Source organism: Actinomadura sp. NAK00032 (genome assembly GCF_013364275.1).
Classification (GTDB): Bacteria; Actinomycetota; Actinomycetes; order Streptosporangiales; family Streptosporangiaceae; genus Spirillospora.
The window spans coordinates 1703872-1728450 of the sequence record NZ_CP054932.1 but is presented as its reverse complement, the minus strand read 5'-3'; the positions used below and the strand labels follow the sequence as shown (position 1 = coordinate 1728450).

Sequence of the window (24579 nt, the reverse complement as noted above, 5' to 3'; positions counted from 1 at the left end):
ACAACGACAACACCCGGCAGGACAACGAAATCGAAATGCCCGAAATGGGCCTTTGTGGATAACGGGATACCCGTTGATCAACAAGACTCGAAAAGAATCATGGAAGAATTCCGGCCCGAAAGGATGAAAGGGTGCCCGGCCGGATATCATTGGGGGTATGAGTTCAATCGCGGTCGACCTCGATGAGGCGTCCACCATGGAATTGGTGGACGCGGCATCGGCGATCGCCGCCGAACTCGCCTCCCGTACCGCACCCGACTCGGCGGCGGTGTGCATGGATCTCGTCGAGACCCTCGCCGCCGCCGGTGATCTGCAGGAGGCCGCCCTGGCCGGGTTCATCACGGTGGTGGACGGCGCGCGGGAGGTGCAGCGGTGGGGTTTCCCCTCCACCCGGTCCTGGCTGCGGTCCCGCCTGGGCATGCGCGAAGCCCGCGCCAAAGAACGGTTGACCCTGGCCCGCCAGCGCCACCGCCTGCCGAAGGTGGCCGGGCGGTGGGCTTCTGGTGAGCTGTCGGCCGGGTACGCCGCCACCATCGCCGACGCCACGACCCGGCTCGACGACCACGACTGCGGCCGGGCCGAGACGATCCTGCTGGGCATGGTCGACCAGGGCTTCTCCGCCGGGAAGATCGCCTCGTTCGGTAAGCGGATCCGCGAGGTCATCGCCGAACGCGACGGCACCGAGCAGGCCCCCGAAGAAGTGGCGCGCGGGTATGAGCGGTCATGGATCGACTCGACCCGCTCCCTGGACGGCGGCCGCTACATCAAGGGCTGGCTCAACGCCGAAGACGCCGCGATCTTCGACGGCACCCTCGCGCCCTTGGCCAAACCCGCCGGGACCGACGACCACCGCGACCTGTCGGAGCGGACGGCAGCCGCACTCACCAGCGTGCTGTCGGGCGGGCACAGGGCCACCCGCGTCACCGTGATCTGCGACCTGGACACCCTCACCGGCGGCACCACCCCCGCGAGGCTGACCGACGGTACCGCGATCCCGGCACAGCAGGCCCGACGGATCGCGCTGGCCGCCGGAGTGTCACCGCTGCTGCTCGGTGGCGGGAACACTCCGCTGTATCTGGGGCATCGGGTGCGGTTCGCCACCGGTGCTCAGCGCCGGGTCCTGGAGACCTTGTATCCGACGTGCGCGGTGCTGGGGTGCGAGGTGCCGGGGACGCTGTGCGAGGTCGACCACGTCCACGGCTGGGCCCTCGGCCGCAGCCCCACCGACATCGACCAACTCGCCCTCACCTGCGGCTGGCACAACCGCTACAAACACACCCACCCCGACCGGCTCCACATCACCAAGGCGCCGGACGGCCGCTACACCTACCGCCTCCACCCACCCGGAACCAGAACCCTGCCCCAACCCGGCCGCCCACCACCCTGGCCCCAGGCCGCATGAACCCACACCCACACCCACGCCCATGCCCACGCCCTAGGTCAGACCGGCTGCTCCTTCGGCGCGGGCCTGGCCGGGGGCCGTGGCCCCAACCCGGCCGCCTACCGTGCCGGTCGAGGTCGCGTGGCCGCAGGTCCCGCACTGACACCGACCGCTCCACCCATGCGGGGCCTGACAGCGCCCGCACCACGATCACCCACCACCTCGGCCTCAGACGCCATGACCACATGCCCACAACCCAAGCCCGACCACCCCGCTGGCCACAGGCCCACCGCCATGGACCACCATCCCGGCCGGCTATCCACCCCCAACAAGCCGAACCGCATAACCGCACGCCCCCCCGGCCCGTCCCGGACCGACCCACCAATGAGCCGGAAGCCCTCGACACCGGCTGGCCGCCCGCCCCACTGGCCTCGGGCCTACCGGCGTAGACCACCATCCCGGCGAGTTGGCCGCCCCGCTACGCCGAGCCGCATAACCGCACTCCCCGGTCCGGCCTGGGGGACCAACCAGTGTCAGCGGAGGCCGTCCACCACGGCTGGTCGCCCGCCCCACTGGCCCTGGATCCCCGGGCTGCATGACGCCACCCACGCCCACCCGCAGCCCGTCCCGCCAACACGGGCGGGCAGCGAGCCGCTCTCCCCGGCTCGACCCCAGCCGCCGCCCTGGCCCAGACTGTGTGACCAGCAAGGCCAGGCTGACGAGCACGGGGACGGCCACACTGCACACCGCGATCACCACGAAGACGGCGACCGACACGGCCTGCCCACCAATGCCCAGCGCTCCCCGGACGATGGCGATGCCGACCGCTGCGCATATCATCAGCTTCTTGGGATTGACAGCGGAGAACAGCAGGCAGCGGGAAGCGGCCTTGATCGGAGTGAAGGTGTCGACGGCCTTCATCCACCGCACCCAGCGGCCCGCCTCCACCAACCCAGGCGCAGCCCCTCCCCACCCAGACTGGCCACCTGCTGACGTCCGGTCGTCCCATCAGCATGGGCCGGAGCCGTCCGAGCCTGGGCACCTGCCGATCTGGCGCAAGACCGCCTGATCACACACCCCGTCTGCGCCTCGCAGCCCTCGCCCGCATCGATTTCGTCAGGGAAGGGCATCTGCATGTCCACAAGTACGTCGGGCACGTCGGCCACGGCCATCGCACGCGACAGCCGGCGGCAGCGCGGTTCAGGCGCGGGCGAGAGACCGGGTTGAGGCCTCGAGGATGTCGCCCAGAGCTGCGCGGGCCTGGACGAGGTCGGCTATGCGCGAGTCCATCTCGGCGCACTGGGTTCTGAGGTGGTCGAGAACGCATGCCTGGACCTCGGTGCCGTCGCCGACGAAGCACGGCATGAGCTCACGGATGACCCGTGTGGGGAGCCCGGCGGCGAGCAGGGCGCGGATGCGTATGACCTCAGCCGGGGCTTCGGGACCGTAATGGCGGTGTCCGCCCTGGCTTCGGTGAGAGGTGAGCAGGCCTTGAGCCTCGTAGTAGCGCAGGAGCCGGACGGCCACGCCCGTTTCACGGGACAGCTCTCCGATTTTCATGTGACCCACCCCATAGGCACGCGGCTTGAATCTCACACCGATGTCACATTCTAACGTTGCTCACATGACAACGACTTCGACTGCACCAGCACCCGTCTCGCTCTACGGATTCCTGACCCCCAAGCCTGGGCACGCCGAGCAACTCGGCAAGCTCTTGCTGGACCTCGTCGAGCCCTCCCGGAGGCACACCGGCAGCCTTCAGTACCACCTCCACGAACAGGATGACGGCCGGTTCTTCCTCTACGAGGTCTGGCGTTCACAAGAGGACCTCGATCGGCACAATGCCACCGCGTTGTTGCGCGCCTTCATGGACGAGCTGCCCGAGCATGTGGAAGGCCCACCTGAGGCCTACTTCGGCGCGATGCGGAGTCCCTACCCGGCCAACCCCACATCCGGCTCAACACAGTTCCCGACTGCTTGACCTACCGGCGTCGCCAGATGATGGCCGCGCCGAGGGTCATGAGCGTCGTCCAGGCCGCCCCGGCCCGTACTCGCCACTACGGGGGCCATGACCTACGGAAAGTCCTCCGTCAACGCCGGCCGCCGGGGGCTCAAGCGGCGGCACTGACTGAGTGATGAGGTCGTTCAATCACCAATGGCCGGGCGGCCACGAGTTGTGCCTTGGGCACGGGCGGGTATTTGTTCCGCGCCTGCCTGGCTGGTCCGTCGCAGTACAACCGCCCGCCGCGGATGGTGGACGTCATCCCGCTGCGATGCCGTGCCTTGCGCGTTGCCGTGGATCGCTTGGTTCACTGCGAGATCGCGGCTACGGCATGCGAATTTCCGCGGGGCGGGACCCAGCGGCGGTTGGCCTCGGTGGATGCTTGGGGCGTCGAGTCTTACGACGGTTAAGGATTCGAGGGCGGCCACCGTCGTTCCCAGTCTGGTCTGGGGCGGGGTGACGTCGCTGAACGTGTGGGGCGGCGCTGCGGCCGACTGGCAGATGGGCGGGTTGAACTGCCAGATCGCAGCAGCTCCAGCCACGGCGCCTCGGGCAGCCGCCCCTCGCGCGGCCACAGCAACCGCAGCGGACTGGCGTGTGGAGGCGCGTAAGGCGTCCAGGTGGTCGGTCAATGCGTCTGGGGTGATGCCCGATGAGTTCAGTAGGTCGGGCAAGTCCAGTTCGGCGATCAGCGCGCCTCGACGATGTAGTAGAGCCTGCTGAAGTTGTTGTTCGTTCAGGATGATCGAGTGCACGCGGCGCCTTTGTTCAGGCGTTGGAGTTCGACCAGTTCGACGGCGGTGCGGTGGGCGACAACGACACGATGACCGCGTCGCCGCGTTGTTCCGGGAGACCGCGTCGTCGGGTCGTAGCCGTGGTCGGTCCGTCGGGGTGTGGCCTGGTTGCCGATCGGAAGGCGCGCTGCCTTGTGGACGGTCAGGCTCGGGCGGAGGACAGCCGTCCATGAGCAGGTTCTCCTTGGCGTCATGGTCCGGTGTGAGGTGGCGGCGCAAGCGGGCGCGCATCCGTACGTAGTGTGCTCGCACCTGTTCCGGTGACGGGCCAGCCGTGCTCGGTTCCCTTTGGTCGACGCCCGCATGATCCCCGCGTCGCCCTTGACCTCGATATTGGTTGAGGTTGGAGAGTGGGGTGGATACAGGTCGTAGAGAAGGGGGCTTTCATGCGTGCGATCCAGGTGAAGGAGTTCGGTGGGCCAGAGGTGCTGACTCTCGCGGAGGTGCCTGACCCGGTGCCGGGGGCGGGGCAGGTGGTCGTCGGCATGGCCGTGGCGGACGTCATCTTCCTGGACACCCTGCTCCGCGGAGGCTGGGGGCAGGACTTCTTCCCCCGGACGCTTCCGTACGTGCCCGGCGGCGGTGGAGCGGGCGAGGTGCTGCGGACGGGTGAAGGGGTCGATCCGGCGTGGGTCGGGCGGCGGGTGCTCGTGCGGACCGGGACCGGTTACGCCGAGCAGGTCGTCGCCGAAGAGGGTGAGATCATGCCGATTCCCGGCGGGCTGGCGGCTGGGACGGCGGCGGCGCTCGTCCACGACGGTGTGACGGCGCTCAGCCTGGCGCGGCTGGGTGTGCCGGCGAAGGGGGAATGGGTGCTGGTGTCGGCGGCGGCCGGTGGAGCCGGGTCGCTGCTGGTGCAGCTCGCCGTCGACGCGGGGGCGCGGGTGGTGGCGGCCGCGTCGAGCGAGGCCAAGTTGGAGCTCGCGCGGGAGCTCGGGGCGGAGGTCGTCGTCGACTACACGCGGGCGGAGTGGGTCGAGCGCGTGCGCGAAGCGACCGGGGGCGGGGTCGCGCTCGGCTACGACGGGGCGGGCGGGCCGCTGGGCTTGGCCGCCTTCGATGCCGTGGCCGATGGCGGGCGGTTCGTCACGTACGGCAGCGGTGAGGGTTTCGCCGACCCGGACAAGGACGTGGCCCAGCGGCGTGGGGTGCGGGTGCTGGCTCCGCACATGGACGGTCCGCCGGACGAGGCGACCGTGCGTGAATTGCTGGCCAGCGTGCTTGAGCTGGCCGAGGAGGGGCGGCTCAAGCCGGTCGTGCGGGCCACCTATCCGCTGGATCGCGCCGCGGACGCGCACCGCGCGCTGGCCGAGCGCGCAACGGTCGGCAAGTCGCTGCTGGTCGTGAACGCCGAGCAGGCCCGCTGAGCGGCGCGCCTACTCCAAGGGCGGCTGGGCGTCTCCTGTTCGGCCCTCGCTGGCCTTCTGCGCTCAGCCGCCTTCAGGCGGGACGGCCGGGATCGCAACCTTCCGCGCGACGTCCTGACCATCTGTGGGTGGTGTGATGGCGCGTGAGCGGCCGCTGGTCGTACACCTGTCGACGCTGGCACCCGAGTTGGCCACCATTCCCGGCGGCGCCCATCGCGGGCGGACGGGCGCGCCCGGCGCTGCCTGCCGCTGCCTGCCGCTGCCTGCCGCTGCCTGCTGCTGATGGCCAACCTGCTGGGGCGCGTGGTCAGGTCGCCGAGGCCATTCCAGGTGATCTGGTCGGATCCGGGTGGACGACTTCCTGATGGTCCGGGGCCGTGACGAACGCGCCGGGGCGTGGTTCACGGCGGTAGAGGCGCTCATCGAGGCGTGGTGGCAGCCGGGCGAGTTCGTCCTGCGACGGGGTGATCCGCTGGCGCATCGGACGACCTGGCGCGGCGGGAAGGCGAGATGAGCGGCATCGACGAAGTGCTGACCCGGATGCGGGCCGACTGCGACTTCTAGCTCGCCGACCGCGAGGCTCCGGTGGAGGCACCGGTGGAGGCACCGGTCGGCTACGACCCTCTCGGACCCGCGAGCGCGCGGCGCCGGCGCGGCCGGACGGCGAGGAGTCATAGGCCATCGTCGCCAAGCGGAGCCAGGGGACGCGGGGGCGCGTCAATCCGGCGATGCCAGCGGCGCTCATCGCCGTGCGTTCGCCGACGCGCCAGCCGCCCCCTGGACGCGCCGCCGCCGCTGCCTCCTCCCCCCCAACCGCCTCCCCGCCCCCACCGATCACGATGCGGCCGGACGGCCCATGGAGGCGATCCAGTGGCGGCGATGAACCCCGCTCCGCGCGCCCGTTCGACATCGCGGTCGTCGGGATGGGGATCACGGGCGTGCACCATCTGACCCGGGAGGCCGAGGCGGTCGTCGCGGGTCTTCGTGGTCGACTCGACGCCGGGCGTCACGGAGTATCTCGGCATGCTGTGCCCCCGCGTCACCAGCCTGCTCTCGGTGTGCGAGCAGGGACACGACCGGCTGACGACCTACCGGCTGATGCCGGCGGCGGCCGCTGCAGGGCGACGTGGCGTGCGTGATCCGGCAGCGGACCGGCCCGGCGTACCAGGCGGGCGGCGCACGGCGGAGCACTTCGCTGGGCTGCGGGACTGCCTGCTGGAGTGCTACCCGCCGGAGTACGCCGTCTTCTCCGTGTTCTCGCGGACGCATCCCGCACTCCGGTCGATGGTGCGCAGGCAGCGCCTGGACAAGTTGACGGAGGACGCCGAGTCGGGGACGCCGTTCATCCCGTCCGGCGGCGTTCCGTCGGGGATGGCGGGCGTGGCCGGTCGGGTTCGGGACCCCGCCGGCAGGCGCCGATGTCCAGCTGAGTGACGAAGGACGCGCCGCCCATCCGTGCGGACGGGTGCGTTTGCGGGGCTCATTCGCTATAAATGTAGCGATACATGTGTAGCGAATGGAGAGTGTCATGTACGACGTCATCGTTGTCGGGGCCGGGCCTACCGGGCTGATGACCGCCTGCGAGCTCGCTCTGGCCGGCGTGTCCTGCGTGATCGTGGAGAAGCGCGGCGGCGAGTCCAACGTCACCCGGGCCTTCGGCCTGCACGCTCGCGCGCTGGAGCTGCTCGACGCCCGCGGGATGGGCGACGAGCTGGTGGCTCTTGGCAACCCGCTCAGGACCGTGTACCCCGCCTACGCCTCGCGGGTGGACTTCGGGCGGCTCGACACGCGGTATCCGATGCTGCTGATCGTGCCCCAGAACGGCACCGAGAAGGTCCTGCGGCGGCGCGCCGACGAGTTGGGTGTGGAGGTCCGCCGCGGTGCGGAGGTCACCGGCCTGGCTCAGGACGCTGAGTCCGTTCGGCTGACGCTCGAAGACGGGAGCGTGCTGCGTGCCCGGTACGTCGTCGGCGCGGACGGCGCTCACAGCACCGTCCGCGAGCTGGCGGGCGTGGGGTTCGCCGGCGCGGCCTACAGCCTGCCCATGCTGCTGGCCGACGTCCGCATCCCCGGCTCCGAGCCGCCGCCGATCACGCAGGTCGGTCCCCAGGGCGTGGTGGTGACGCTCCCGTTCGGGGACGGCTGGTACCGGGTCGGCGCGTGGCTGCGCGAAGATCGGGAGGACGCGGATTTCGACCGGATCCGTACGGCGTTCCGGCACATCGCCGGCAGCGACTACGGCATGAGCGAGCCGCGCTGGTTCTCGCGTTTCGCCGCCGAGCGCAGGCAGGCCCGCGATTATCGGGCGGGGCGCGTCTTCCTGGCCGGGGACGCGGCGCACGTGAACTCGCCGATCGGCGGGCAGGGCATGAACACCGGCATCCAGGACGCCGTCAACCTGGGCTGGAAGCTCGCCGCCGACGTGCAGGGCTGGGCGCCGCCGGGGCTGCTCGGCACCTATCACGCGGAGCGGCATCCCGTCGGCTCCGCCGTCCTCGCCATGACCGACCACCTCACCGGGCTCGTGCTGAGCGGGTCGCGGGTGCGGCTGGCGGCCAACCGGCGGGTCATGGCGGCCCTGCTGCACACCGGCGCGGGTCGGCGCCGCATCCTCGGCAGGCTGTCGGGGCTGGAGTTCGCCTATCGGCCCGGCGCCCACCCGCTGGCCGGGCGCCGCGCCCCCGACCGCCGGACGGACGTGGGACGCCTGTACGAGGTACTGCGCGCGGGGCGGTTCGTCCTGCTGTCGGACGAGCCCGTCCCCGTCCACTGGCGGGACCGTGTGCGGCAGGCCAGGCCGGAGGACGCGACCGGGCCGGCGGCGACGCTGGTCCGCCCGGACGGCTACGTGGCCTGGGCCGGTGAGCGCGCCGGCATCGGGGCGGCTCTGGTGGAATGGTGCGGTCCGGCCGACCGCACCGATCTGGAGGGGCACCGTGCCACCGCCTAACCCGCAGCGACGCGCCCTGCTGGCGGACGCGGCCATCGCCGTGCTGGCCGAGCAGGGGTCGCGCGGGCTCACCCACCGGGCCGTCGACGCCGGCGCCGGCGTCCCGGCCGGGACCGCCTCGCGCTACTTCCGCACGCGGGACGCGCTCCTCGACGGGGTCATCGAGCGGATCACCGGCCGGCTCGGGGAGCGGGTGGCCGCCCATACCGTCCGGTCGATCTCGCCCGCGGATCTGGAGGAGGCGCTGGTCGCGGTGCTGACCATGATGCTGACCGAGGGGGGCCACGACCCGCTGGCCCTGTTCGAGCTGCATCTGGAGAGCACCCGCAATCCGGGGCTGCGGCGGATGCTGACGGACGCTCTGCACAGCCGCGCCGATCTGATCGTCCGCCAGTGCCATGCCGCCGGGATGGAGGTCAGCCCGGACGACGCCATGCTCCTGGAGATGAGCGTTCTGGGCATTCTGTTCACCGCGCTGACCACCGGCGTCCCGGAGTCGCCGGGCGAGCCGATCCGCACCGCCGTGCGGGCTCTGCTGGCCCGTTACGGAAGTCCGGCGGCCGGCTAGACCTGCCGCAGAGGAAAGGCGCGCCCGGCCATTCGGGCGCGCCTTTCACTAGAGGCGGGGGCGGGATTCGAACCCGCATCACCAGGCTTATGAGACCTGCATGCTCCCGTTGCACTACCCCGCACCGGCCTTTCGATGGTAAAAGACCGGTGCGGGGTTTCGCCAATTGTTTTTCGGCGCGGGACGGGTCAGGTGGTGGCGCGGGTCAGGTGGTGGCGTGGACTCGGGCGTCGGCCTCGACGGCCTCGCGCAGGTGCTGCTCGGCGTCCGCGCTGAGCGAGGTCTGCAGGATCTCGCCGCCGTACTGGGCGACCTGCGGGATGACCTTGTCCGGCGTCACCTTGGTGACCAGGAGGAACAGCGCGGCGCCGCCGGGCTGGAGCTTCGCGCCGAGTTCGCGCATGAACGAGTCGTCGACGCCGACGTCGGACGCCGCGCCGCCCGCGGCACCGGCGGCCGCGCCGACGGCCGCGCCGATCAGCGGGGCGAAGAACAGCATGCCGAGCAGGCCGCCCCAGACGGTGCCCCAGGCGGCGCCCCGGCCGGTGGTGTTGTGGATCTGGTGGAGCTTGATCTTGCCGTCGAGGCGCTTCTCGACGACGGCGGCGTCGGCGAGCGCGATCACGTTCTGCCGCTGCATGTCGATGAGCCGGTCGCGGACCTCGGTGGCACGGTCGAGGTCCGGGTAAGCGATGGCGATGAGATCGCTCATTGAACTGTTCCCCCCAAGGATCTGTGACGCCTGAGCGTTACGGGACGATGCCCACCCCAATGCCCGGCAATGCGGCGGTAGTAGAAAGATGCCCGTTTCCTGTGCTGCCCTTGACCGTCCCGCGCGTCACCGCCACAGGCGGATGCGCAGGCCCCCGCCGAAGTCGCCGATGTCGGTGACGACGGCGCGCCAGCCGTCCGGATCGGCGAGGTAGGGGCCGCCGATCCCCCCGCCGAATACGGCGAGTCCGTCGTCGTTGACGTACGCCGTGAAATACGTTCCGGCGTTCTCTCCCCGGGCGTCCCAGTGGTGGCCGGGGGTGCGCCATCGCAGGAAATCCCCGTCCTCCGGGCTCTGGTAGGTGTACTCCTCCTTGGCCAGGGCGCGCGCGTTCCTGGTGACGTCGATGGTGTACGGCCGGGGCAGGTCACCGCCGGGGACGGGCGCCGGCGCGGAACCCGCCGCCCGGTTCAGATGCTCCCGGCGGTCCCGCTCCCAGGCGCCGATCTCGTACGGCGTCCGGCCCATGTCGCGGCCGAGGCGCAGTTCGCGCAACGTGCTCACGAGCATGTCGACGGAGTGCCGCCACGGGTCGTCCTCCTCCGGGCGGGCGGTGGCCGACGCGGGGAGGACGCCGGGGCCGCCGATCTCCGTCAGGCGCCTGCGCGCCAGGTGGCGGACGTGGTAGGCCGCGTCCTCGTCGGCCAGGATGCCGAGCAGCGGCTCGATCGCCCGCGGGTCGAGACGGATGCGGGTGAGTGCGCGAGTGCGGGTGTCGGGGTCGTCGAGCGCGGCGAGCAGGTAGTCGGCGACGTCGGCCACACCGAGCCGGGCGAGCGCGTCCGCGGCGGCCTCCAGCCCGCGCCGTCCCGCGTCGATCAGCGGGAAGACCGCCCTGCGGTCCCCGCGCCTGCCCAGCTCCGCCGCCGCGAACAGGGCGTTCTCCGCGCGGGAGGCGCGCAGCAGCCGGACCAGGATCCCGTGCACGCCGGGGTCGTCGACCGCGCCGAGGCCCGCGCGGGCGTCCCGCCGGTGCGCGGCGTCGTCGGCGTCCAGGAACTTCACCAGCGTGCCGATCCCCTTGGCTCCGGAGGCCAGCGCACGGTCCAGCGGCGCCCTCTCGGCGGCGGCCTTGGCCGCGCGTTCGGCGTCGCGCTGCACGGCGCGGACCGCGTCGGGATCGGACGACCGCTCGGCGATCTCGTCCGCGAGCGTCTCGCGCTGCCAGGGGCACGCCACGTCCGGGATGAGGGCGGTGAGGCGCCGCTCCACGTCCGCGGAGCCGAACCGGTACAGGGCCTCGATCTCGCTCTTGTAGCCGAGGTAGTCGCCGTGCGCCCGCAGCGGCGGCGTGTCCGCCAGCCGGGTGAGCAGGACGTCCAGCGTGGACGGGTCGCGGAAGGAGGCGATCGCGCCGAACACCACGCGGTGCGGTACCTCGTCGTAGGGTTCCTTCCCCAGCCTCGCGACCAGCGGGCGGATGGCGGCCGGATCGCCGATCCCCTCCAGCGCCTTCGCCGCGCACTCGCGCAGATGGCGGTCGGCGTCGTTCAGCAGCTCGACCATCAGCGGCACGTGCTCGCTGCGGGCACGCCGCATCAGGACCTGGGTGGTCGGCCAGAACAGGGAGCTGCGGTACCGGCAGCCGCACGCGCGCCGGCCTTCGCCGTGCCAGCGCCGCGAGCTGCGCAGCGCTTCGACGAGGTCCTCGACCGGTGCGCGGTGGCCCTTGCCGTCGAGTCCGGCGACCGCCTCGGCGGCCGCACCGGCGACCGGGCACACGTCCGTCGCCATCGCCTCGACCAGCACCGGAACGGTCTGCGGAGCGGCGATCTCACCGAGCGCCAGAGCGGCCTCGCGGCGGGTCTTCTCGTCCTTGCCCTCGCGGAGGATCTTGACGAGCTTGGGCACGGCGCGGCGGCGCTTCAGCCGCTCGATGTCCGGGGTCCTGAACACTCCGGCCATCATTCAACGGCGGAGCGGTCCCGTCCACCCTCCGGTCAGCAGATGCGCGGGAGCGGGTCGCCGACCAGGACGTCGATGATGCGCGTGCCGCCGAAGGCCGTCTTCAGCAGGACGGTGCCGGGCGGGTCGTCCCGGACGTGGCCGATGACGGCGGCGTCCGCGCCGAGCGGGTGGGCGTGCAGGGAGGCGAGCGCCGCGTCCGCCGCCTCGGGCGCGACCACGACGACGGCCCGGCCCTCGCACGCGACGTACAGCGGGTCGATGCCGAGGAGTTCGCAGGCGCCCCGGACGGCCGGGTGGACGGGGATCGCGTCCTCGTCGACGACCACGGCGAGGCCCGCGTCCGCCGCCAGTTCGTTGAGGACGGTCGCCACGCCGCCGCGCGTCGCGTCCCGCATCCGGCGGACGGTGCCCCGGCAGCGGGCCGCCAGGTCGGCGAGCAGGCAGTTCAGCGGCGCGGTGTCGGAGGCGAGGTCGGCCGCGAGGTCGAGGTCGCCGCGGGCCAACATGATCGTGACGCCGTGCTCGCCGATCGGGCCGGTGACCAGCACGGCGTCGCCGGGCCTGAGCTCGCCCGTGGGCGGGCGGCGGACGACGCCCACCCCGGCGGTGTTGATGTAGCAGCCGTCGGCCTTGCCGCGCTCGACGACCTTGGTGTCGCCCGCGACGATGTCGACGCCCGCGGCGCCGGCGGCGGCGGCCATCGATTCGGTGATGCGGCGCAGCGACGCCACCGGGAAGCCCTCTTCGAGGATGAATCCGGCGGACAGGTGCAGCGGGGTCGCGCCCGACACGGCCAGGTCGTTGACCGTGCCGTTGACGGCGAGGTCGCCGATGTCGCCGCCCGGGAAGAACAGCGGCGACACCACGTAGGAGTCGGTGGTGAAGGCCAGGTCGGCGCCGTTGACGGCGAAGCACGCCGAGTCGTCCAGGCGGTCGAGCAGCGGGTTGCCGAACGCCTCCTTGAACACCGCGTCGACCAGGGTGCGGGTGGCCTTCCCGCCGGACCCGTGCGCGAGCGTGACGGCGTCCTCGCGGAGGCGGGCCCGGCGGCCGCGCGCCCGCGCGATGCGTTCCAGCACCTGCTCTTCGCGGATCGTCATCGGGTGGCCTCCTTGACGCGTTCTCGGGTGAACCGGCCGAAGTTGTAGTAGGCGGCGCAGGCGCCCTCGGACGACACCATGCAGGTGCCGATCGGCGTCTCCGGGGTGCAGGCCGTCCCGAAGACCTTGCACTCCCACGGCTTCAGGACGCCCTTGAGCACCTCGCCGCACTGGCACGCCTTCGGGTCCGCGACCCGTCCGCCCGGGATGTCGAAGACGCGCTCGGCGTCGAACGCGGCGTACTCGTCCCGCAGGCGCAGCGCGGAGTGCGAGATGAACCCGAGGCCGCGCCATTCGAAGTACGGGCGCAGCTCCATCGTGCGGGCGATGGCGTCCAGCGCCCTGGGGTTGCCCTCCCACGGGACGACGCGGCCGTACTGGTTCTCGACCTCGGCGCGGCCCTCCGCGAGCTGGGTCAGCAGCATGCGCACCGACTGCAGCAGGTCGAGCGGTTCGAAACCGGCGACGACCAGCGGCTTGCCGTAGTCGCCGGGGATGAACGCGTAGGGGCGGCAGCCGATGACCGTCGAGACGTGGCCGGGGCCGAGGAAGCCGTCCAGGCGCAGGTCCGGCGAGTCCAGGATCGCCTTGATCGCCGGGAGGATCGTCACGTGGTTGCAGAACACCGAGAAGTTGTCGATCCCGGCCGCCGCCGCGCGCAGCACGGTCATCGCGGTGGACGGCGCGGTCGTCTCGAACCCGATCCCCATGAACACGACACGGCGGGACGGGTTGCGCTCGGCGAGCTTGAGGGCGTCCAGCGGCGAGTACACCATCCGGATGTCGGCGCCCGCGGCCTTCGCGTCGAGGAAGGAGCCGCTCCCGCCGGGCACGCGCATCATGTCGCCGAACGTCGCCAGGATCACGCCGGGCCGGGACGCGATGTGGACGGCGTCGTCCACCCGGCCCATCGGGATCACGCACACCGGGCAGCCCGGCCCGTGGACGAGGGAGACGTTCTCCGGCAGATAGTCCTCGACGCCGTGCTTGTAGATGGTGTGCGTGTGGCCGCCGCACACCTCCATGAACTTGTAGTGCCGGCCGGACGCGCACAGGGAGGCGATCGAGGCGGCGAGCGCCCGCGCCCTCCCCGCGTCCCGGTACTCGTCGACGAAGCGCATCAGCCGATCCCCGATTCCCGCAGCGCGTCGATCTCGTCGTCGTAGGCGTCGCCGAGGTCCTGGAGCAGCTCCAGCGTCGCCCGCGCCTCCGCCTCGTCGATCTTGGACATGGCGAAGCCGACATGGATCAGGACCCAGTCGCCGACGGCGAGCCGCTCCCCGTCCAGCAGGCCGATGTCGACCGCCCGGCGGACGCCGCTGACGTCGACCTCCGCCACCGGCCGGTCCGCCCGGACCGCCACGACCTCACCCGGTATCGCCAGGCACATCAGCCGGCCTCCCCAGCGGTTCCAGACTGTGCCGGCTCAGACTGTGCCGGCTCAGACCGCGCCAGTTCGGACTGCGTCAGCTCCCACAGCGCGTGGTACACGGTCGTCTGCGCCTCCTGGATCCGGTGCACGGACGCCGACGGGATGACGAACAGGTGGTGCAGGCCCGGCGTCTCCGCCATCCGGCCGCCGCCGCAGCCGGCGAGCCCGACCGCCGTCATGCCGCGCCGCGACGCCTCCCGCAGCGCGGCGATGAGGTTGTCGGAGTCGCCGCTCGTGGACAGCGCCACCGCGATGTCGCCCGGCCGCCCGAACGCGGCGAGCTGCCGCGCGAACACCACCTCGAACCCGATGTCGTTGGACAGCGCGGTGATGGCGGCGGTGTCGTTGGTCAGCGCGAGCGCGGGCAGCGGGCGCGCCGTCCCGCCCGGGTTGAGGAACAGCGCGGCGACGTCCTGCGCGTCGGTGGCGCTGCCGCCGTTGCCGAACGCGAACAGCCGGCCGCCCGCGCGGAACGCGCCCGCCATCCGCGCGGCGCAGGCGGCGAGGTCGTCGGCGTACTCGGCGAGGACGGTCTCCCGGAGCCGGACGATCTCGTTCGCCTTGTCGGCCGTCGAGCGCCGGACGTCCTCCAGCAGCGTGTCCAGCCCCGAGCCGCCCGCGTACAGGAACGGGTAGAGCATCTCCGTCACGTCACGACCCCGATCGCCTCCTTGGCGTGGACGAGCACGGTGTCGCCGGCTCCGGCGTCCACCAAAGCCACGCTGATCCGCTCGATTCCTCCGCCGCCGGTGTCGACGTCGGCGAAACCGTCGTCGAGAAGCCGGAGCACGACGGCCGGGCGCGCCTCGTCCGCGCAGGTCGTGCAGTGGCCCTCTCCCGCGCACTCCGTCATGCGGGCATCTCCTCGCCGAGCACGTCCGGCTGCTCCAAGAACACGTGGACCAGCTCCCAGAGCAGGTGATAGGCGGTGACGTGCACTTCCTTGACGACGCGCGGGTCGGTGGACGGGACGGTCACCAGGTGGTCGACGGCTTCGGGAAGCGCCCCGCCGTCGCCGCCCGCGAGCGCGACCGTCAGCATCCCGAGGCCGCGCGCGGCCTCCATGCCGCGCAGGACGCTGCCGCAGCGGCCGTCCGGCGAGATGCCGAACGCGATGTCGCCCGGCCCGCCGAAGCAGCGGACCTGGTGCGCGAAGACGTCGTCGAACCCGGGCCCGGCGCAGATCCCGGTGAGCGTCGCGACGTCGCCGGTGAGCGACAGCGCGGGCAGCGCCCGCTTCCCCACGATCACCGGATGGACGAACTCGACCGCGACGTGCTGGGCGTCGGTCGCGGCGCCGCCGGCGCCGAACGCGAGCAGCCGCCCGCCCCGGTGGAACCGCGCCGCCATCGCGTGGCACGCGGCGGCGATCGGCCCGGCCGCGTCCGCGAGCGCCGCGCCCGGTGCGGCGCGCCGCGCGAAGACCTCCGCCGCCGTCGCGCTCACCGGCCGTCCTCGGGCGGCGGCGGGACGTCGCGGAGGCCGTGCTGGCGCAGCGACATCTCCACGGCGAGGTCCCAGCGCTCCGACAGCTCCGCCGACATCGCGTGCGCGTCGTCGCACAGCGCCGTCGCGATCCGCGCCGTCTCGGCGTCCCCGGCGCGCTCGGCGACCCGGCGCAGCATCTCGGCGGACGCGATCTGCAGGTGCGCGGCGACGTAGGCGTCCCGGATGTGGCGCCCGGCCGGGTCCCGGCGGGTGCGCCCGAGTCCGGCCTCCAGCACGGCCGCGAACAGCTGCCCCGCGTCCCGGACGATGGACGGCGCGGAACCGTGCGCGCGCAGCCGCGCCTCGATCTCCCGCGTGTGCGTCCGCGTCCGCTCGGCGTAGCGGCCGAGGCGCCGGCAGACGTCCGGCTCCTCCGCCACCGTGGTGAGCAGCTCGCTCAGCGTGGCCTCGACATGCTCCTGCAGCGCATGCGCGTCCTTCAGGTAGCCGACGAGCTGCCGGTCGATGGTCGTCGTCATGGCCCGTGTCCGATCCCGTGTCCGATCCCGTGTCAGCGGCGGCGTCACATCGACTCGGCCTTGAGGTACCTGCGGATCGCCGGCGTCTCCCTGACCAGCGCGGCCGCCACGGCGAGCGCGAGCAGCGCGACCGTCACCCGGACCACGCCCGGCCCGATGTGGATTCCCTTCCTCATGCCACAGATCCCCCCTCTGTGCCCGCGTGCGTCGTGTCCGCGTGCGTCGTGTCCGCGTGCGTCTGCAGTTCCTTCACGAGCAGCCCCTCGATCAGCCGGACGGCCTCGCCGACGGCCGCGCGGACCGGCGCGCTGAGCTCCATGTCCCAGGTCGCGTCTGTGGTCTGCGCGGAGGGCTCGCACGCGACCAGCAGGATCCGCGGCGGCACCGGGCCGCTGCCGCGGGCCAGCCGCAGCACCCGCGCCGGGTCGAGCCCGTGCGCGTCGACCGCCGCGCCGCCGAAGTCGTCGGAGCCGGGGTCCGGCTCGATGAGCGAGACGGTGCCGGGCTCCTCGCCGCGGGCCGCCGCGTCGACCAGGACCGCCGTCCGGTAGCCGTCGCCGAGCGCGTACATCAGGTCGATGCCGCGGATGCCGAAGTCGGTGACGGCCACGCCGTCCGGCACCGGTCGCTCCGCCAGCCGCCGGGCGACCTCCACCCCGAACCCGTCGTCGCCGTGGAACACGTTCCCGATCCCGGCGACGAGGACCTTGCGGAACGCCGCGTCCTGCGGCAGCGGCTCCACCTCGTCCAGCCCGACGAAGAACCGGTGGCCGAGCTGGTCGCGGGCGCCGAGGTCCCGGCCGGGGTCGTCGTCGACCGCGACGACCAGGTGCAGGCCGCCCTCCATGTCCTCCTCGACCCGCTCGACGGTGGCGGTGCGGCCGAGCAGCGCCAGGTCGAAGATGTCCGCGCCGCCCCTGGGCCGCAGCCGCACCCGGCTCCCCGCGGTCAGCTCCCGCCCGCCGACGACCGCCCTGCCGTTCACCACACGTCCCTCCGGGGGTCGCGCATGGTGCCGTGCAGGACGAGCAGCTCATCGGACGACAGCGCGCCGCACCGCTCCAGGATCCGCCGCGCCTTCGGGTCGGTCGCCGCCATCTCCCGGCGCTCCTCCTCGCTGAGGCCGAGCACGCTGAGGATGAGGAGCCGGTCGATCTCCGTCCCGTCGAACAGGTCGCCGGGGCTCTCCGGGGCGACCTGCGGCCAGTCGTAGAGGACGATCGGCGCCGCGAGCACCGTGCCGTACCCGCCCGGCTCCCCCGCCAGCACCGGCCACAGCCCCTCGCTCGCGCACCCCGAGACGGCGGCGGCGAGCCGCTCCGGCGGATCGGTGGACGAGGCGAACGCCCCGCCCCCATCCGCGCGCGCCACGACGTGTGCGGAGAGCATCCCGGCCCGGACGGCGTCGCCGTGCTCCCCGGCGTCCCCGCCGTTGACCACCTCGACCCTGACCCGCACGGCGCCGTCCCCCACGGGCACGGCCGAGACGTCGACCCAGCCGGTCACCCGCCCCCACGACCGCGTGAAGCGGGCGCCGCCGCCGATCTCCTCGTCCTCGGCCCCGGGCGGCGCATCGACCGGGATCCGCACCGGCCCGCCGAGCAGCCGCTCCAGCGGGACGCGGCCGCCGGTGATCTCGTGTTCGCGGGCCTCCTGCCAGGTCGTGTACGTCTCGACGCCCCGGCGGAGCTCGTCCACGGGGGCGTCGCCGTCCATGACCTGGCGGTGCACCTCGTGCAGGAAGCGCAGCGTGACCTCGATGCCGGTCGCGTCACCGGGCTCCAGGACGAACTCGGCGCGCACCGTCCAGCGGTCGTCGTTGCGTTCGGCGTAGCGGCGCGGGTAGACGCCGCCGATCGTCCAGCGGCGCTGGTTCTTCAGCGCCGACCGCCGGTACGGCCACAGCAGGTAGCCCTCGTAGAGGACCGTGTCAGCGACCGCCCTCACACGGTCCACTCTTCCTCCCCCTCGCGCGCCGCCTCCGCCTGCCGCAGCAGCTCGTCGACCGTGTCGTCGAACGAGGAGTGCGCGCGGCGCGCCCGGTAGGCGGACAGCCGGCCGAAGCACGCGTCGTCCAGGCGGAGCCAGCGGGCGCCGCCGTAGTAGCGGTCCATCAGGTCCCGCCACGCCTGGACGGGCAGCACGCCCGCCGCCTCGTGGTGCCACGGGATCTGCGCGGTGCGCAGCTTCCCGTCCTCGCCCGGGTAGAACACCGTGCCGTTGAACGTGAGGTCGAGCGGGACGTCGCCGTCGTCGAGCGCGTGCAGGTAGCGGTCCGCCGCGACCTGCATGTCATGCCCGCACGGCAGCGACAGCGTCGCCTCCGTCTCCCCGCGGAACGTCGGCACCGTCGCGCCGACCCGCGCCCACGTCAGCCCGCGCAGCGACCTCTCCCACATGTCCGGCGTGCCGAACACTCCGGTGAGCCGCTCCCGCTCGGCGTCGCCGTACTCCCGCCGCGCCGCCGCGATCGTCACCGTCGTGGTCAGCAGCACGCACTGCACGGGCCCGCCGTCCAGCCGCCGCAACCCGATCCGCAGGTTCAACGTCGGCGTGGCCGCGAACGCCTCCGCCTCGACCCCGAGCAGCTCAAGCCCCAACTCCGGCGCCGAGTTCCCCCCGCTCATGCCGTGCTTTCCCGAGGGGGGACGACCCCCCACACCCCCCGGCTCGCTGCCGCTCATGCCCTGCTTTCCCGAGGGGGGACGACCCCCCACACCCCCCGGCTCGCTCGCGCTCATGCTGGTGACAAATTCGGCATCGAGTCGAGGATCGGCTCGCGGTGGCTCGCGTTGATCCCCGTGGAGCGGCGCTGGGTCGATGTGCCGTCGGGCAGGTGGCCCGGCTGCCTCTCGTAGTTCCCCGTGGCGTTCCCCTCGCGGACGCCTCGCGTGTGCGACGGCGTGTCGGGTTTCACGTCGGGTCTCCCCAACCTGATCATCTGTCCCCCTTCAACTCCTCGAAGAACGTGCGGATGCGGTGCCGGACGGCGTCGCCGCCGGTGAAGCCCGTCCAGTGCGCGCGCAGCAGGGCGGTGAGGCGGAAGCAGTCGTCGACCGGGAGGATCCAGTGCTCGGCGGCGCCCAGCGCGCGGTGGACGACGAGCGCCTCCACGTCCGGGCGCAGGTCCGCCAGGACGGGGTTCGCGCGGGTCAGGCGCTCCCAGCTCGCGGCGTGCACGGGCGCGTGCAGCGCGCCGGCCGGGCTCGGGTAGCGGGCGGTGACCTCGCCCGACGCGGCGGCGGTGAAGAACGCCAGGTCGACCGGGACGCCGAGCGCGGCCCAGAGCGGGCCGTCCAGGTGGAAGCCGGTCAGCCGGCGGCGCTCGTCCGGGACGAGCCGGTAGTGGCGCCCGCCCGCCGCGTGGTCGTCGAACAGCACGGTGCAGGCCCCGCACGCGCACAGCGGGTCGCCCGTCCCCAGGTCGAGCAGGTGCCGGTGGGCGTCCGGCAGCGGCTCGCCGCACAGTTCGCACCGCTCGGCGGCGGGGGCCGCCGGGAGGCGCGGGTCCCGGCGGGCCAGCGCGGCGAGCCGGGGCGTGGACAGGGCGGCCGTCATGCGCGGCTCCGCACCTGGTCGAGGGTGATCAGCACCGGTTCGGGGGCGGGCGCCGCGATGTCGACGCGGTCCAGGTCCGGCGCGGCCGCGCGGACGGCCCGCTCGACCGCGTCCAGCACGGGACGGGGCGGTGCGGCCCGGCCCTCGGCGGCGACCGCGAGCCGCAGCGTGCCGTCCTCGATGCCGCCGAACTCGGCGGACGTGCGGTGCTTCGCGAGGAACGCGTCCAGCGCGCCGAGCGCCCGCCGCACGCGTGCCTCCGCCGTCTCCGGGTGCAGGCCGTGCATGAGCAGGAGGTGGCGGACCAGTTCGTCCTCGGCGAGGGCGCCGGTGTCGCCCGCGAGCCGCATGACCCGGTCGAGCGCCTCCCCGTACAGCTCCACCAGGGCCTGGACGGCGTCCGCCGCGGCCGGGTCGAGCCCTTCCAGCAGCCCCTCCAGGCGCTGGACGTGCTCGCGTACGCGCTCGTCGTCCCAGCTCATCGTTCCTGCGCACCGAACATCGGGGAGTGCCGCTTCTCGATCGTCCGGCCGCCGCCGAGGTACATGTGGACGCCGCACGGCAGGCACGGGTCGAAGCTGCGGACGGTCCGCATGATGTCGATGCCCTTGAAGTCGTCCGGCCCGTTCTCCTCGAAGATCGGCTGGCCCTGCACGGCGTCCTCGTACGGGCCGGGCGTGCCGTAGGAGTCGCGGGGGCTGGCGTTCCACGGCGTCGGCGGGTACGGCTGGTAGTTCGCGATCTTGTGGTCGCGGATGACGAGGTGGTGCGACAGCACGCCGCGCACCGCCTCGTGGAAGCCGACGCCGATCGCCTCGTCCGGCACCTCGAAGTCGGTGAACACCTTCGTGCGGCCCGCGCGGACCTCGTCGAGGGCCTTCTCGGCGAAGTACAGCGCCATCCCGGCCGCGTAGGCGACGAAGTAGGCGCGGGCCCGGTCGCGCTCGATCGTGTTGGCGAACGGCGGCGGCGTCCACTCCAGGTTGACCTCGGGCATGCCCGGCGTCTTCGGCAGGTCGATCTGCACGCTGTGCCCCGTGGACCGGACGTACGGCGTGTCGACCAGCCCGGCCAGCGCGGTCGTCCACAGCCGGGCGAGCGGCCCGCCGCCGGTGTCGAGCGCGAGGTGCTCCTCGGTCACCGGATGCAGCCAGCGCGGGCTCATCACCCAGCTGTACTTGCCGCCGTCCAGGTCGCGCTTCTGCGGGTGCGGAAGCGTCGTCTGGTTCCACGGGTGCCGCTGGTCGATGGGGTTGCCAAGCGGGTCCTGCTTGACGAACGTCTCCTCGTGCGCCCAGTCGTCGTAGTAGGAGCTGCCCAGCAGGATCCGCATGCCGAGGTTGATGTCGACCAGGTCGGTGGTGAGGAGCTGGCCGTCCACCACGATGCCTGGCGTGACGTACGCGGCCCGGCCCCAGTCGGACATGTGCCGGTAGTCGTAGTCGCAGACGTCGGGGTCCTGGAACGCGCTCCAGCAGCCGAGCAGCGTCCGGCGCCGCCCGACCTGGTCGTAGCCGGGCAGCGCGTCGAGGAAGAAGTCGAAGATGTCGTCGTTCATCGCGACGGACCGCTTGATGAAGTCCAGGCAGCGCGTCAGCCGGACGAGGTAGTCGGTGAACACCTGCGGCGTCGCGACCGTCCCCACACCGCCCGGGTACAGGGTGGACGGGTGGACGTGCCGCCCCTCCATCAGGCAGCACATCTCGCGGGTGATCCGGCTGAGTTCGAGGGCCTGCTTGTAGACCGACCCCTCGAACGGGTTGAACGCCGCCATGATGTCGGCGATCGTCTTGAAGCCGTGGACGGAGCCGCGCGGCGCCTCGGTCGTCTTCGCCGTGGCGAGCAGGCCGGGGTTCGTCTCGCCGACCATCCGCTCGCAGAAGTCGACGAACACCAGGTTGTCCTGGAAGAGCGTGTGGTCGAACATGAACTCGGCGGCCTCGCCGAGGTTGATGATGTAGTCGGCGAGCGGCGGGGGTTTGATCCCGTACGCCATGTTCTGGGCGTAGACCGAGCAGGTCGCGTGGTTGTCACCGCAGATGCCGCAGATGCGGCTGGTGATGAAGTGGGCGTCGCGCGGGTCCTTGCCCTTCATGAACACGCTGTAGCCGCGGAAGATGGACGAGGTGCTCCGGCACTCGGCCACCTCCCGGTTCGCGAAGTCGATCTTGGTGTAGATGCCGAGGTTGCCGATGATCCGGGTGATCGGGTCGAACGCGACCTCGACGAGGCCCCCCGGCCCCGGGGACGTCTCGCTCTTCGTGCTGGTGCCCTGCTTCATCGGCGCGGCCTTTCGGTACGGCCCTGCGGTGGTGGCCCCTGTGGTGGTGGCCCCTGTGGTGGTGGCCCTGCGGTGGCGGCTCTGCGTGTGCGGGTCAGGTACGCGGCCAGCGGGGCTGGTAGCCGCTGGTCAGCCTGTCCCGGTTGTGGCGCCATCGCGGTTCCCTGTCGGCGCTCCGGTTGGTGATCGACCGCATCGTCCGGATGAACGGCCCGTAGGTCTTCAGCAACGTCGTGGAGAGGTTGCCGCCGGGCGGCTCGTCCATGAACGGCATGAACTTGTCCGGGAAGCCGGGCATGGTGCAGCCGATGCAGATCCCGCCGACATTGGGGCAGCCGCCGACGCCGTCCATCCAGCCGCGCTTGGTGACGTTGCAGTTCACCACCGGGCCCCAGCACCCGATCTTCACCTGGCACTTCGGCGAGTTGTAGTCGAGCGCGAAGTCGGCCTGCTCGTAGTAGGCGGCGCGGTCGCAGCCCTCGTGGACGGTCTTGCCGAACAGCCACGTCGGGCGGAGCTTGTCGTCCAGCGGGATGACCGGCGCCTGCCCGGCCGCCTGGTGCAGCACCCACAGCAGGGTCTCCATGAAGTTGTCCGGCTGGACGGGGCAGCCGGGCACGTTCACGATCGGCAGGCCGCCGGCGGTGCGGAAGTCCCAGCCGAGGTAGTCGGCGAGGCCCATGCAGCCCGTCGGGTTGCCCGCCATCGCGTGGATGCCGCCGTAGGTCGCGCAGGTGCCGGCCGCGACGACCGCCCACGCCTTCGGCGCCAGCCGGTCGATCCACTCGTTCAGCGTGACGGGCTCGCCGGTCTCCGGGTCGTTGCCCATCGACGTCCAGTAGCCGTCGCCGTTGATGTTCTCGTTCGGGACCGACCCCTCGACGACGAGGATGAACGGGTCCAGCTCGCCGCGCGCGGCCCGCCGGAACGCCTCCAGGAACGCGTCGCCGGTCTCGTAGGCGAGCACCTTGTTGTGCAGGTGCACCTTGGGCAGGCCGGGGATCGCGCCGAGCAGGACGTCCTCGATGCTCGGCAGCGAGGCGGCGGTGACCGAGACCGTGTCCCCGTCGCAGCTCATGCCCTCGGACGTCCACAGGATGTGGATCTCCTCCGTCGGCGGCTGCGCCGTCGGCGGCGCGGGCTGTCCGGGCACGGCGGTGCTCGCCATCACGGCTCCCTTCCCCCGGCAGTGATCATCACCACGACTGCGGCCTGCCCGGCGGGATGGGCCCGAAACACCGCCCGAAGAGCCGTTAAACGGCGGTCCCGAATTCGGTCAACACACCGTTTGACGAGGGAAGATCGGGGGCACCGCAACAGCGCTCCCGCAACGGGATCGGGGGCCCGGACGGAACGGAGGACGCGTGCACGAACTGGCCGTCACGGAGAGCGTTATCGCGGCAATAACCACGCAATTGCCGGATTCGCGGGTGGTGGTGGTCCACCTCGAAATAGGGAGACTTTCCGGAGTCATGCCGGACGCGGTGCGGTTCTGCTTCGCGCTCGCCGGGGAGGGGACCTGCGTGGAGGGCGCCCGGCTCGACATCACCGAGCCGGACGGGGTGGGCGACTGCGCGTCCTGCGGGCTCACCTTCCCGGCGCGCGCGCAGCTCGCCGTGTGCCCCTGCGGCAGTGCCGACGTGACGGTCAGCGGCGGCGCCGACCTGACGATCAAAGCGGTGGAGGTCGCCGACGATGTGTGAGACCTGCGGCTGCGACGCCGATCCCGGGGACGCGCGCCTGACGACCCTCCCACCGCCCGGCCCCGGCCCCGGCCCCGGGCACCGGCATGAGCACGGCCACGAGCAGGCCCATGAGGAGCACGCCCACGAGCACGCGCACGGCCTCGGACGCACCGTCGCCCTCGGCCAGAAGGTGCTGGCCCGCAACGACGACCTGGCCGGGCGGAACCGCGCCTGGCTGGCCGAGCGCGGCATCGCGGCGCTCAACGTGATGAGCTCCCCCGGCTCCGGCAAGACGACGCTGCTGGAGCGGACCGTCGCCGACCTCGGCGCGGACCGTCCGATCTCGGTGATCGAGGGCGACCAGGAGACGCTGCTGGACGCCCGCCGCCTCACCGCCGCCGGGGCGCGGACCGTCCAGGTCAACACCGGCGCCGGCTGCCACCTCGACGCGGCGATGGTCGCGGAGGCGCTGACCGCGCTGGCGCCCCCGGACGGCTCGACGGTCTTCGTCGAGAACGTCGGCAACCTCGTCTGCCCGGCGCTGTTCGACCTCGGCGAGCGGGCCCGCGTGGTGCTGATGTCGGTCACCGAGGGCGCCGACAAGCCGCTGAAGTACCCGCACATGTTCCGCGGCGCGGACGTCCTGCTGCTCAACAAGACCGACCTGCTGCCGTACGTCGACTTCGACGTGGACGCCTGCCGGGAGGCGGCCCGCCGGCTGTGCCCCGGCCTGAGCGTCCTCCCCCTGTCCGCAACAAGCGGCGACGGCCTCGACGCCTGGTACGACTGGCTCGCCGCCCTCTGAGCCGCCGCC

27 protein-coding genes and 1 tRNA gene are annotated in these 24579 nt (G+C 72.3%); 8 read left to right on the top strand and 20 right to left on the bottom strand.

All coding sequences use genetic code 11. The features are described from left to right. Nucleotides 1–157 precede the first annotated feature (157 nt). Nucleotides 158–1402 (top strand): HNH endonuclease signature motif containing protein, encoded by a 1245-nt coding sequence (locus HUT06_RS45160; protein WP_176195152.1) that lies wholly within the window; start codon nucleotides 158–160, stop codon nucleotides 1400–1402. Between the two features lie 294 nt (nucleotides 1403–1696). Here HUT06_RS45160 and HUT06_RS45565 read toward each other — a convergent pair whose 3' ends face one another. Both HUT06_RS45565 and HUT06_RS08150 read right to left on the bottom strand, forming a co-directional pair. Beyond that, nucleotides 1697–2311, bottom strand: coding sequence for a GAP family protein (locus tag HUT06_RS45565; protein WP_368407025.1), 615 nt, complete (start codon nucleotides 2309–2311; stop codon nucleotides 1697–1699). 270 nt (nucleotides 2312–2581) lie between these two features. After that, complete coding sequence (locus tag HUT06_RS08150; RefSeq protein ID WP_176195150.1) at nucleotides 2582–2941, bottom strand: MerR family transcriptional regulator; 360 nt, start codon at nucleotides 2939–2941, stop codon at nucleotides 2582–2584. Nucleotides 2942–3005: 64 nt separating this feature from the next. On the opposite strand from HUT06_RS08150, the gene HUT06_RS08145 reads away from it, so the two are divergent. The 5 genes from HUT06_RS08145 to HUT06_RS08125 all read left to right on the top strand — a co-directional run bounded on the left by HUT06_RS08145 (nucleotide 3006) and on the right by HUT06_RS08125 (nucleotide 9062). Beyond that, entirely contained in the window at nucleotides 3006–3362 is a 357-nt protein-coding gene (locus tag HUT06_RS08145; protein WP_176195149.1) for a putative quinol monooxygenase, read from the top strand. Between the two features lie 1201 nt (nucleotides 3363–4563). Next, the gene (locus tag HUT06_RS08140) at nucleotides 4564–5544 is read left to right on the top strand and encodes a zinc-binding dehydrogenase (RefSeq protein ID WP_176195148.1); all 981 of its coding nucleotides are present in this window, start codon (nucleotides 4564–4566) and stop codon (nucleotides 5542–5544) included. A gap of 984 nt (nucleotides 5545–6528) precedes the next feature. After that, on the top strand, nucleotides 6529–6978 hold the full coding sequence (locus tag HUT06_RS08135) for a hypothetical protein (RefSeq protein ID WP_176195147.1): 450 nt from the start codon (nucleotides 6529–6531) through the stop codon (nucleotides 6976–6978). 94 nt (nucleotides 6979–7072) lie between these two features. Continuing rightward, complete coding sequence (locus HUT06_RS08130) at nucleotides 7073–8494, top strand: FAD-dependent oxidoreductase (RefSeq protein ID WP_217711252.1); 1422 nt, start codon at nucleotides 7073–7075, stop codon at nucleotides 8492–8494. After that, entirely contained in the window at nucleotides 8481–9062 is a 582-nt protein-coding gene (locus HUT06_RS08125) for a TetR/AcrR family transcriptional regulator (protein ID WP_176195145.1), read from the top strand. The genes HUT06_RS08130 and HUT06_RS08125 overlap by 14 nt, the downstream gene beginning before the upstream one ends. Before the next feature lie 52 nt (nucleotides 9063–9114). Here the strand turns inward: HUT06_RS08125 and HUT06_RS08120 are convergent. The 18 genes from HUT06_RS08120 to HUT06_RS08040 form a co-directional block, all read right to left on the bottom strand. Beyond that, nucleotides 9115–9186: transfer RNA gene (locus HUT06_RS08120), tRNA-Met, on the bottom strand. Nucleotides 9187–9267: 81 nt separating this feature from the next. Beyond that, nucleotides 9268–9774, bottom strand: coding sequence for a DUF1269 domain-containing protein (locus tag HUT06_RS08115; RefSeq protein ID WP_176195144.1), 507 nt, complete (start codon nucleotides 9772–9774; stop codon nucleotides 9268–9270). Between the two features lie 126 nt (nucleotides 9775–9900). Continuing rightward, entirely contained in the window at nucleotides 9901–11730 is a 1830-nt protein-coding gene (locus tag HUT06_RS08110; RefSeq protein WP_176195143.1) for a HEAT repeat domain-containing protein, read from the bottom strand. Between the two features lie 44 nt (nucleotides 11731–11774). Beyond that, nucleotides 11775–12842, bottom strand: coding sequence for a hydrogenase expression/formation protein HypE (gene hypE / locus HUT06_RS08105; RefSeq protein ID WP_176195142.1), 1068 nt, complete (start codon nucleotides 12840–12842; stop codon nucleotides 11775–11777). Then, complete coding sequence (hypD, locus tag HUT06_RS08100) at nucleotides 12839–13963, bottom strand: hydrogenase formation protein HypD (RefSeq protein WP_176195141.1); 1125 nt, start codon at nucleotides 13961–13963, stop codon at nucleotides 12839–12841. The genes hypE and hypD overlap by 4 nt, the downstream gene beginning before the upstream one ends. Next, nucleotides 13963–14232: a HypC/HybG/HupF family hydrogenase formation chaperone gene (locus tag HUT06_RS08095; RefSeq protein WP_176195140.1), complete on the bottom strand. Its 270-nt coding sequence runs from the start codon at nucleotides 14230–14232 to the stop codon at nucleotides 13963–13965. The genes hypD and HUT06_RS08095 overlap by 1 nt, the downstream gene beginning before the upstream one ends. Further along, the gene (locus tag HUT06_RS08090; protein ID WP_176201222.1) at nucleotides 14232–14915 is read right to left on the bottom strand and encodes an SIS domain-containing protein; all 684 of its coding nucleotides are present in this window, start codon (nucleotides 14913–14915) and stop codon (nucleotides 14232–14234) included. Before HUT06_RS08090 ends, HUT06_RS08095 begins: the two co-directional genes overlap by 1 nt. A 5-nt stretch (nucleotides 14916–14920) precedes the next feature. Then, on the bottom strand, nucleotides 14921–15127 hold the full coding sequence (locus tag HUT06_RS08085; RefSeq protein ID WP_176195139.1) for a HypC/HybG/HupF family hydrogenase formation chaperone: 207 nt from the start codon (nucleotides 15125–15127) through the stop codon (nucleotides 14921–14923). Next, on the bottom strand, nucleotides 15124–15720 hold the full coding sequence (locus HUT06_RS08080) for an SIS domain-containing protein (protein WP_254715043.1): 597 nt from the start codon (nucleotides 15718–15720) through the stop codon (nucleotides 15124–15126). The genes HUT06_RS08085 and HUT06_RS08080 overlap by 4 nt, the downstream gene beginning before the upstream one ends. Further along, the gene (locus HUT06_RS08075) at nucleotides 15717–16241 is read right to left on the bottom strand and encodes a DUF892 family protein (protein ID WP_176195138.1); all 525 of its coding nucleotides are present in this window, start codon (nucleotides 16239–16241) and stop codon (nucleotides 15717–15719) included. Before HUT06_RS08075 ends, HUT06_RS08080 begins: the two co-directional genes overlap by 4 nt. Nucleotides 16242–16285: 44 nt before the next feature. Next, on the bottom strand, nucleotides 16286–16417 hold the full coding sequence (locus HUT06_RS45155; RefSeq protein WP_302931791.1) for a hypothetical protein: 132 nt from the start codon (nucleotides 16415–16417) through the stop codon (nucleotides 16286–16288). Then, nucleotides 16414–17226 (bottom strand): hydrogenase maturation protease, encoded by an 813-nt coding sequence (locus HUT06_RS08070; protein ID WP_254715042.1) that lies wholly within the window; start codon nucleotides 17224–17226, stop codon nucleotides 16414–16416. Before HUT06_RS08070 ends, HUT06_RS45155 begins: the two co-directional genes overlap by 4 nt. Continuing rightward, nucleotides 17223–18197 carry a hypothetical protein gene (locus HUT06_RS08065; protein WP_217711251.1) on the bottom strand — a complete coding sequence of 325 codons (975 nt, stop codon included), beginning with the start codon at nucleotides 18195–18197 and terminating at the stop codon, nucleotides 17223–17225. Before HUT06_RS08065 ends, HUT06_RS08070 begins: the two co-directional genes overlap by 4 nt. After that, nucleotides 18185–18868, bottom strand: a complete 684-nt coding sequence (locus tag HUT06_RS08060; RefSeq protein WP_176195136.1) for a DUF6084 family protein — start codon at nucleotides 18866–18868, stop codon at nucleotides 18185–18187. Before HUT06_RS08060 ends, HUT06_RS08065 begins: the two co-directional genes overlap by 13 nt. Before the next feature lie 310 nt (nucleotides 18869–19178). Continuing rightward, a complete protein-coding gene (locus tag HUT06_RS08055) occupies nucleotides 19179–19799 on the bottom strand; it encodes a DUF5947 family protein (protein ID WP_176195135.1) in 621 nt (206 codons plus the stop codon). Further along, nucleotides 19796–20281, bottom strand: coding sequence for a hypothetical protein (locus HUT06_RS08050; protein WP_176195134.1), 486 nt, complete (start codon nucleotides 20279–20281; stop codon nucleotides 19796–19798). The genes HUT06_RS08055 and HUT06_RS08050 overlap by 4 nt, the downstream gene beginning before the upstream one ends. Continuing rightward, complete coding sequence (locus HUT06_RS08045; protein ID WP_176195133.1) at nucleotides 20278–22080, bottom strand: nickel-dependent hydrogenase large subunit; 1803 nt, start codon at nucleotides 22078–22080, stop codon at nucleotides 20278–20280. The genes HUT06_RS08050 and HUT06_RS08045 overlap by 4 nt, the downstream gene beginning before the upstream one ends. Nucleotides 22081–22174: 94 nt before the next feature. Further along, complete coding sequence (locus HUT06_RS08040) at nucleotides 22175–23248, bottom strand: hydrogenase expression protein HypE (protein WP_176195132.1); 1074 nt, start codon at nucleotides 23246–23248, stop codon at nucleotides 22175–22177. A gap of 196 nt (nucleotides 23249–23444) precedes the next feature. Between HUT06_RS08040 and HUT06_RS08035 the strand changes: the two genes are divergently transcribed. Beyond that, on the top strand, nucleotides 23445–23783 hold the full coding sequence (locus tag HUT06_RS08035; protein ID WP_176195131.1) for a hydrogenase maturation nickel metallochaperone HypA: 339 nt from the start codon (nucleotides 23445–23447) through the stop codon (nucleotides 23781–23783). Continuing rightward, the gene (gene hypB, locus HUT06_RS08030) at nucleotides 23776–24570 is read left to right on the top strand and encodes a hydrogenase nickel incorporation protein HypB (protein ID WP_176195130.1); all 795 of its coding nucleotides are present in this window, start codon (nucleotides 23776–23778) and stop codon (nucleotides 24568–24570) included. Before HUT06_RS08035 ends, hypB begins: the two co-directional genes overlap by 8 nt. Nucleotides 24571–24579: the final 9 nt, after the last annotated feature.

Bases quoted from the DNA above. Each gene is read 5' to 3' on its own strand.
- HUT06_RS08150 (WP_176195150.1), bottom strand. From the start codon at position 2,941: ATGAAAATCGGAGAGCTGTCCCGTGAAACGGGCGTGGCCGTCCGGCTC.
- HUT06_RS08040 (WP_176195132.1), bottom strand. From the start codon at position 23,248: ATGGCGAGCACCGCCGTGCCCGGACAGCCCGCGCCGCCGACGGCGCAG.
- HUT06_RS08130 (WP_217711252.1), top strand. From the start codon at position 7,073: ATGTACGACGTCATCGTTGTCGGGGCCGGGCCTACCGGGCTGATGACC.
- hypD (WP_176195141.1), bottom strand. From the start codon at position 13,963: ATGCGCTTCGTCGACGAGTACCGGGACGCGGGGAGGGCGCGGGCGCTC.
- HUT06_RS08045 (WP_176195133.1), bottom strand. From the start codon at position 22,080: ATGAAGCAGGGCACCAGCACGAAGAGCGAGACGTCCCCGGGGCCGGGG.
- HUT06_RS08075 (WP_176195138.1), bottom strand. From the start codon at position 16,241: ATGACGACGACCATCGACCGGCAGCTCGTCGGCTACCTGAAGGACGCG.
- hypE (WP_176195142.1), bottom strand. From the start codon at position 12,842: ATGACGATCCGCGAAGAGCAGGTGCTGGAACGCATCGCGCGGGCGCGC.
- HUT06_RS08090 (WP_176201222.1), bottom strand. From the start codon at position 14,915: ATGCTCTACCCGTTCCTGTACGCGGGCGGCTCGGGGCTGGACACGCTG.
- HUT06_RS08050 (WP_176195134.1), bottom strand. From the start codon at position 20,281: ATGAGCTGGGACGACGAGCGCGTACGCGAGCACGTCCAGCGCCTGGAG.
- HUT06_RS08055 (WP_176195135.1), bottom strand. From the start codon at position 19,799: ATGACGGCCGCCCTGTCCACGCCCCGGCTCGCCGCGCTGGCCCGCCGG.
- HUT06_RS08115 (WP_176195144.1), bottom strand. From the start codon at position 9,774: ATGAGCGATCTCATCGCCATCGCTTACCCGGACCTCGACCGTGCCACC.
- HUT06_RS45155 (WP_302931791.1), bottom strand. From the start codon at position 16,417: ATGAGGAAGGGAATCCACATCGGGCCGGGCGTGGTCCGGGTGACGGTC.
- HUT06_RS45160 (WP_176195152.1), top strand. From the start codon at position 158: ATGAGTTCAATCGCGGTCGACCTCGATGAGGCGTCCACCATGGAATTG.
- HUT06_RS08145 (WP_176195149.1), top strand. From the start codon at position 3,006: ATGACAACGACTTCGACTGCACCAGCACCCGTCTCGCTCTACGGATTC.
- HUT06_RS08095 (WP_176195140.1), bottom strand. From the start codon at position 14,232: ATGTGCCTGGCGATACCGGGTGAGGTCGTGGCGGTCCGGGCGGACCGG.
- hypB (WP_176195130.1), top strand. From the start codon at position 23,776: ATGTGTGAGACCTGCGGCTGCGACGCCGATCCCGGGGACGCGCGCCTG.
- HUT06_RS08085 (WP_176195139.1), bottom strand. From the start codon at position 15,127: ATGACGGAGTGCGCGGGAGAGGGCCACTGCACGACCTGCGCGGACGAG.
- HUT06_RS08060 (WP_176195136.1), bottom strand. From the start codon at position 18,868: ATGAGCGGGGGGAACTCGGCGCCGGAGTTGGGGCTTGAGCTGCTCGGG.
- HUT06_RS08140 (WP_176195148.1), top strand. From the start codon at position 4,564: ATGCGTGCGATCCAGGTGAAGGAGTTCGGTGGGCCAGAGGTGCTGACT.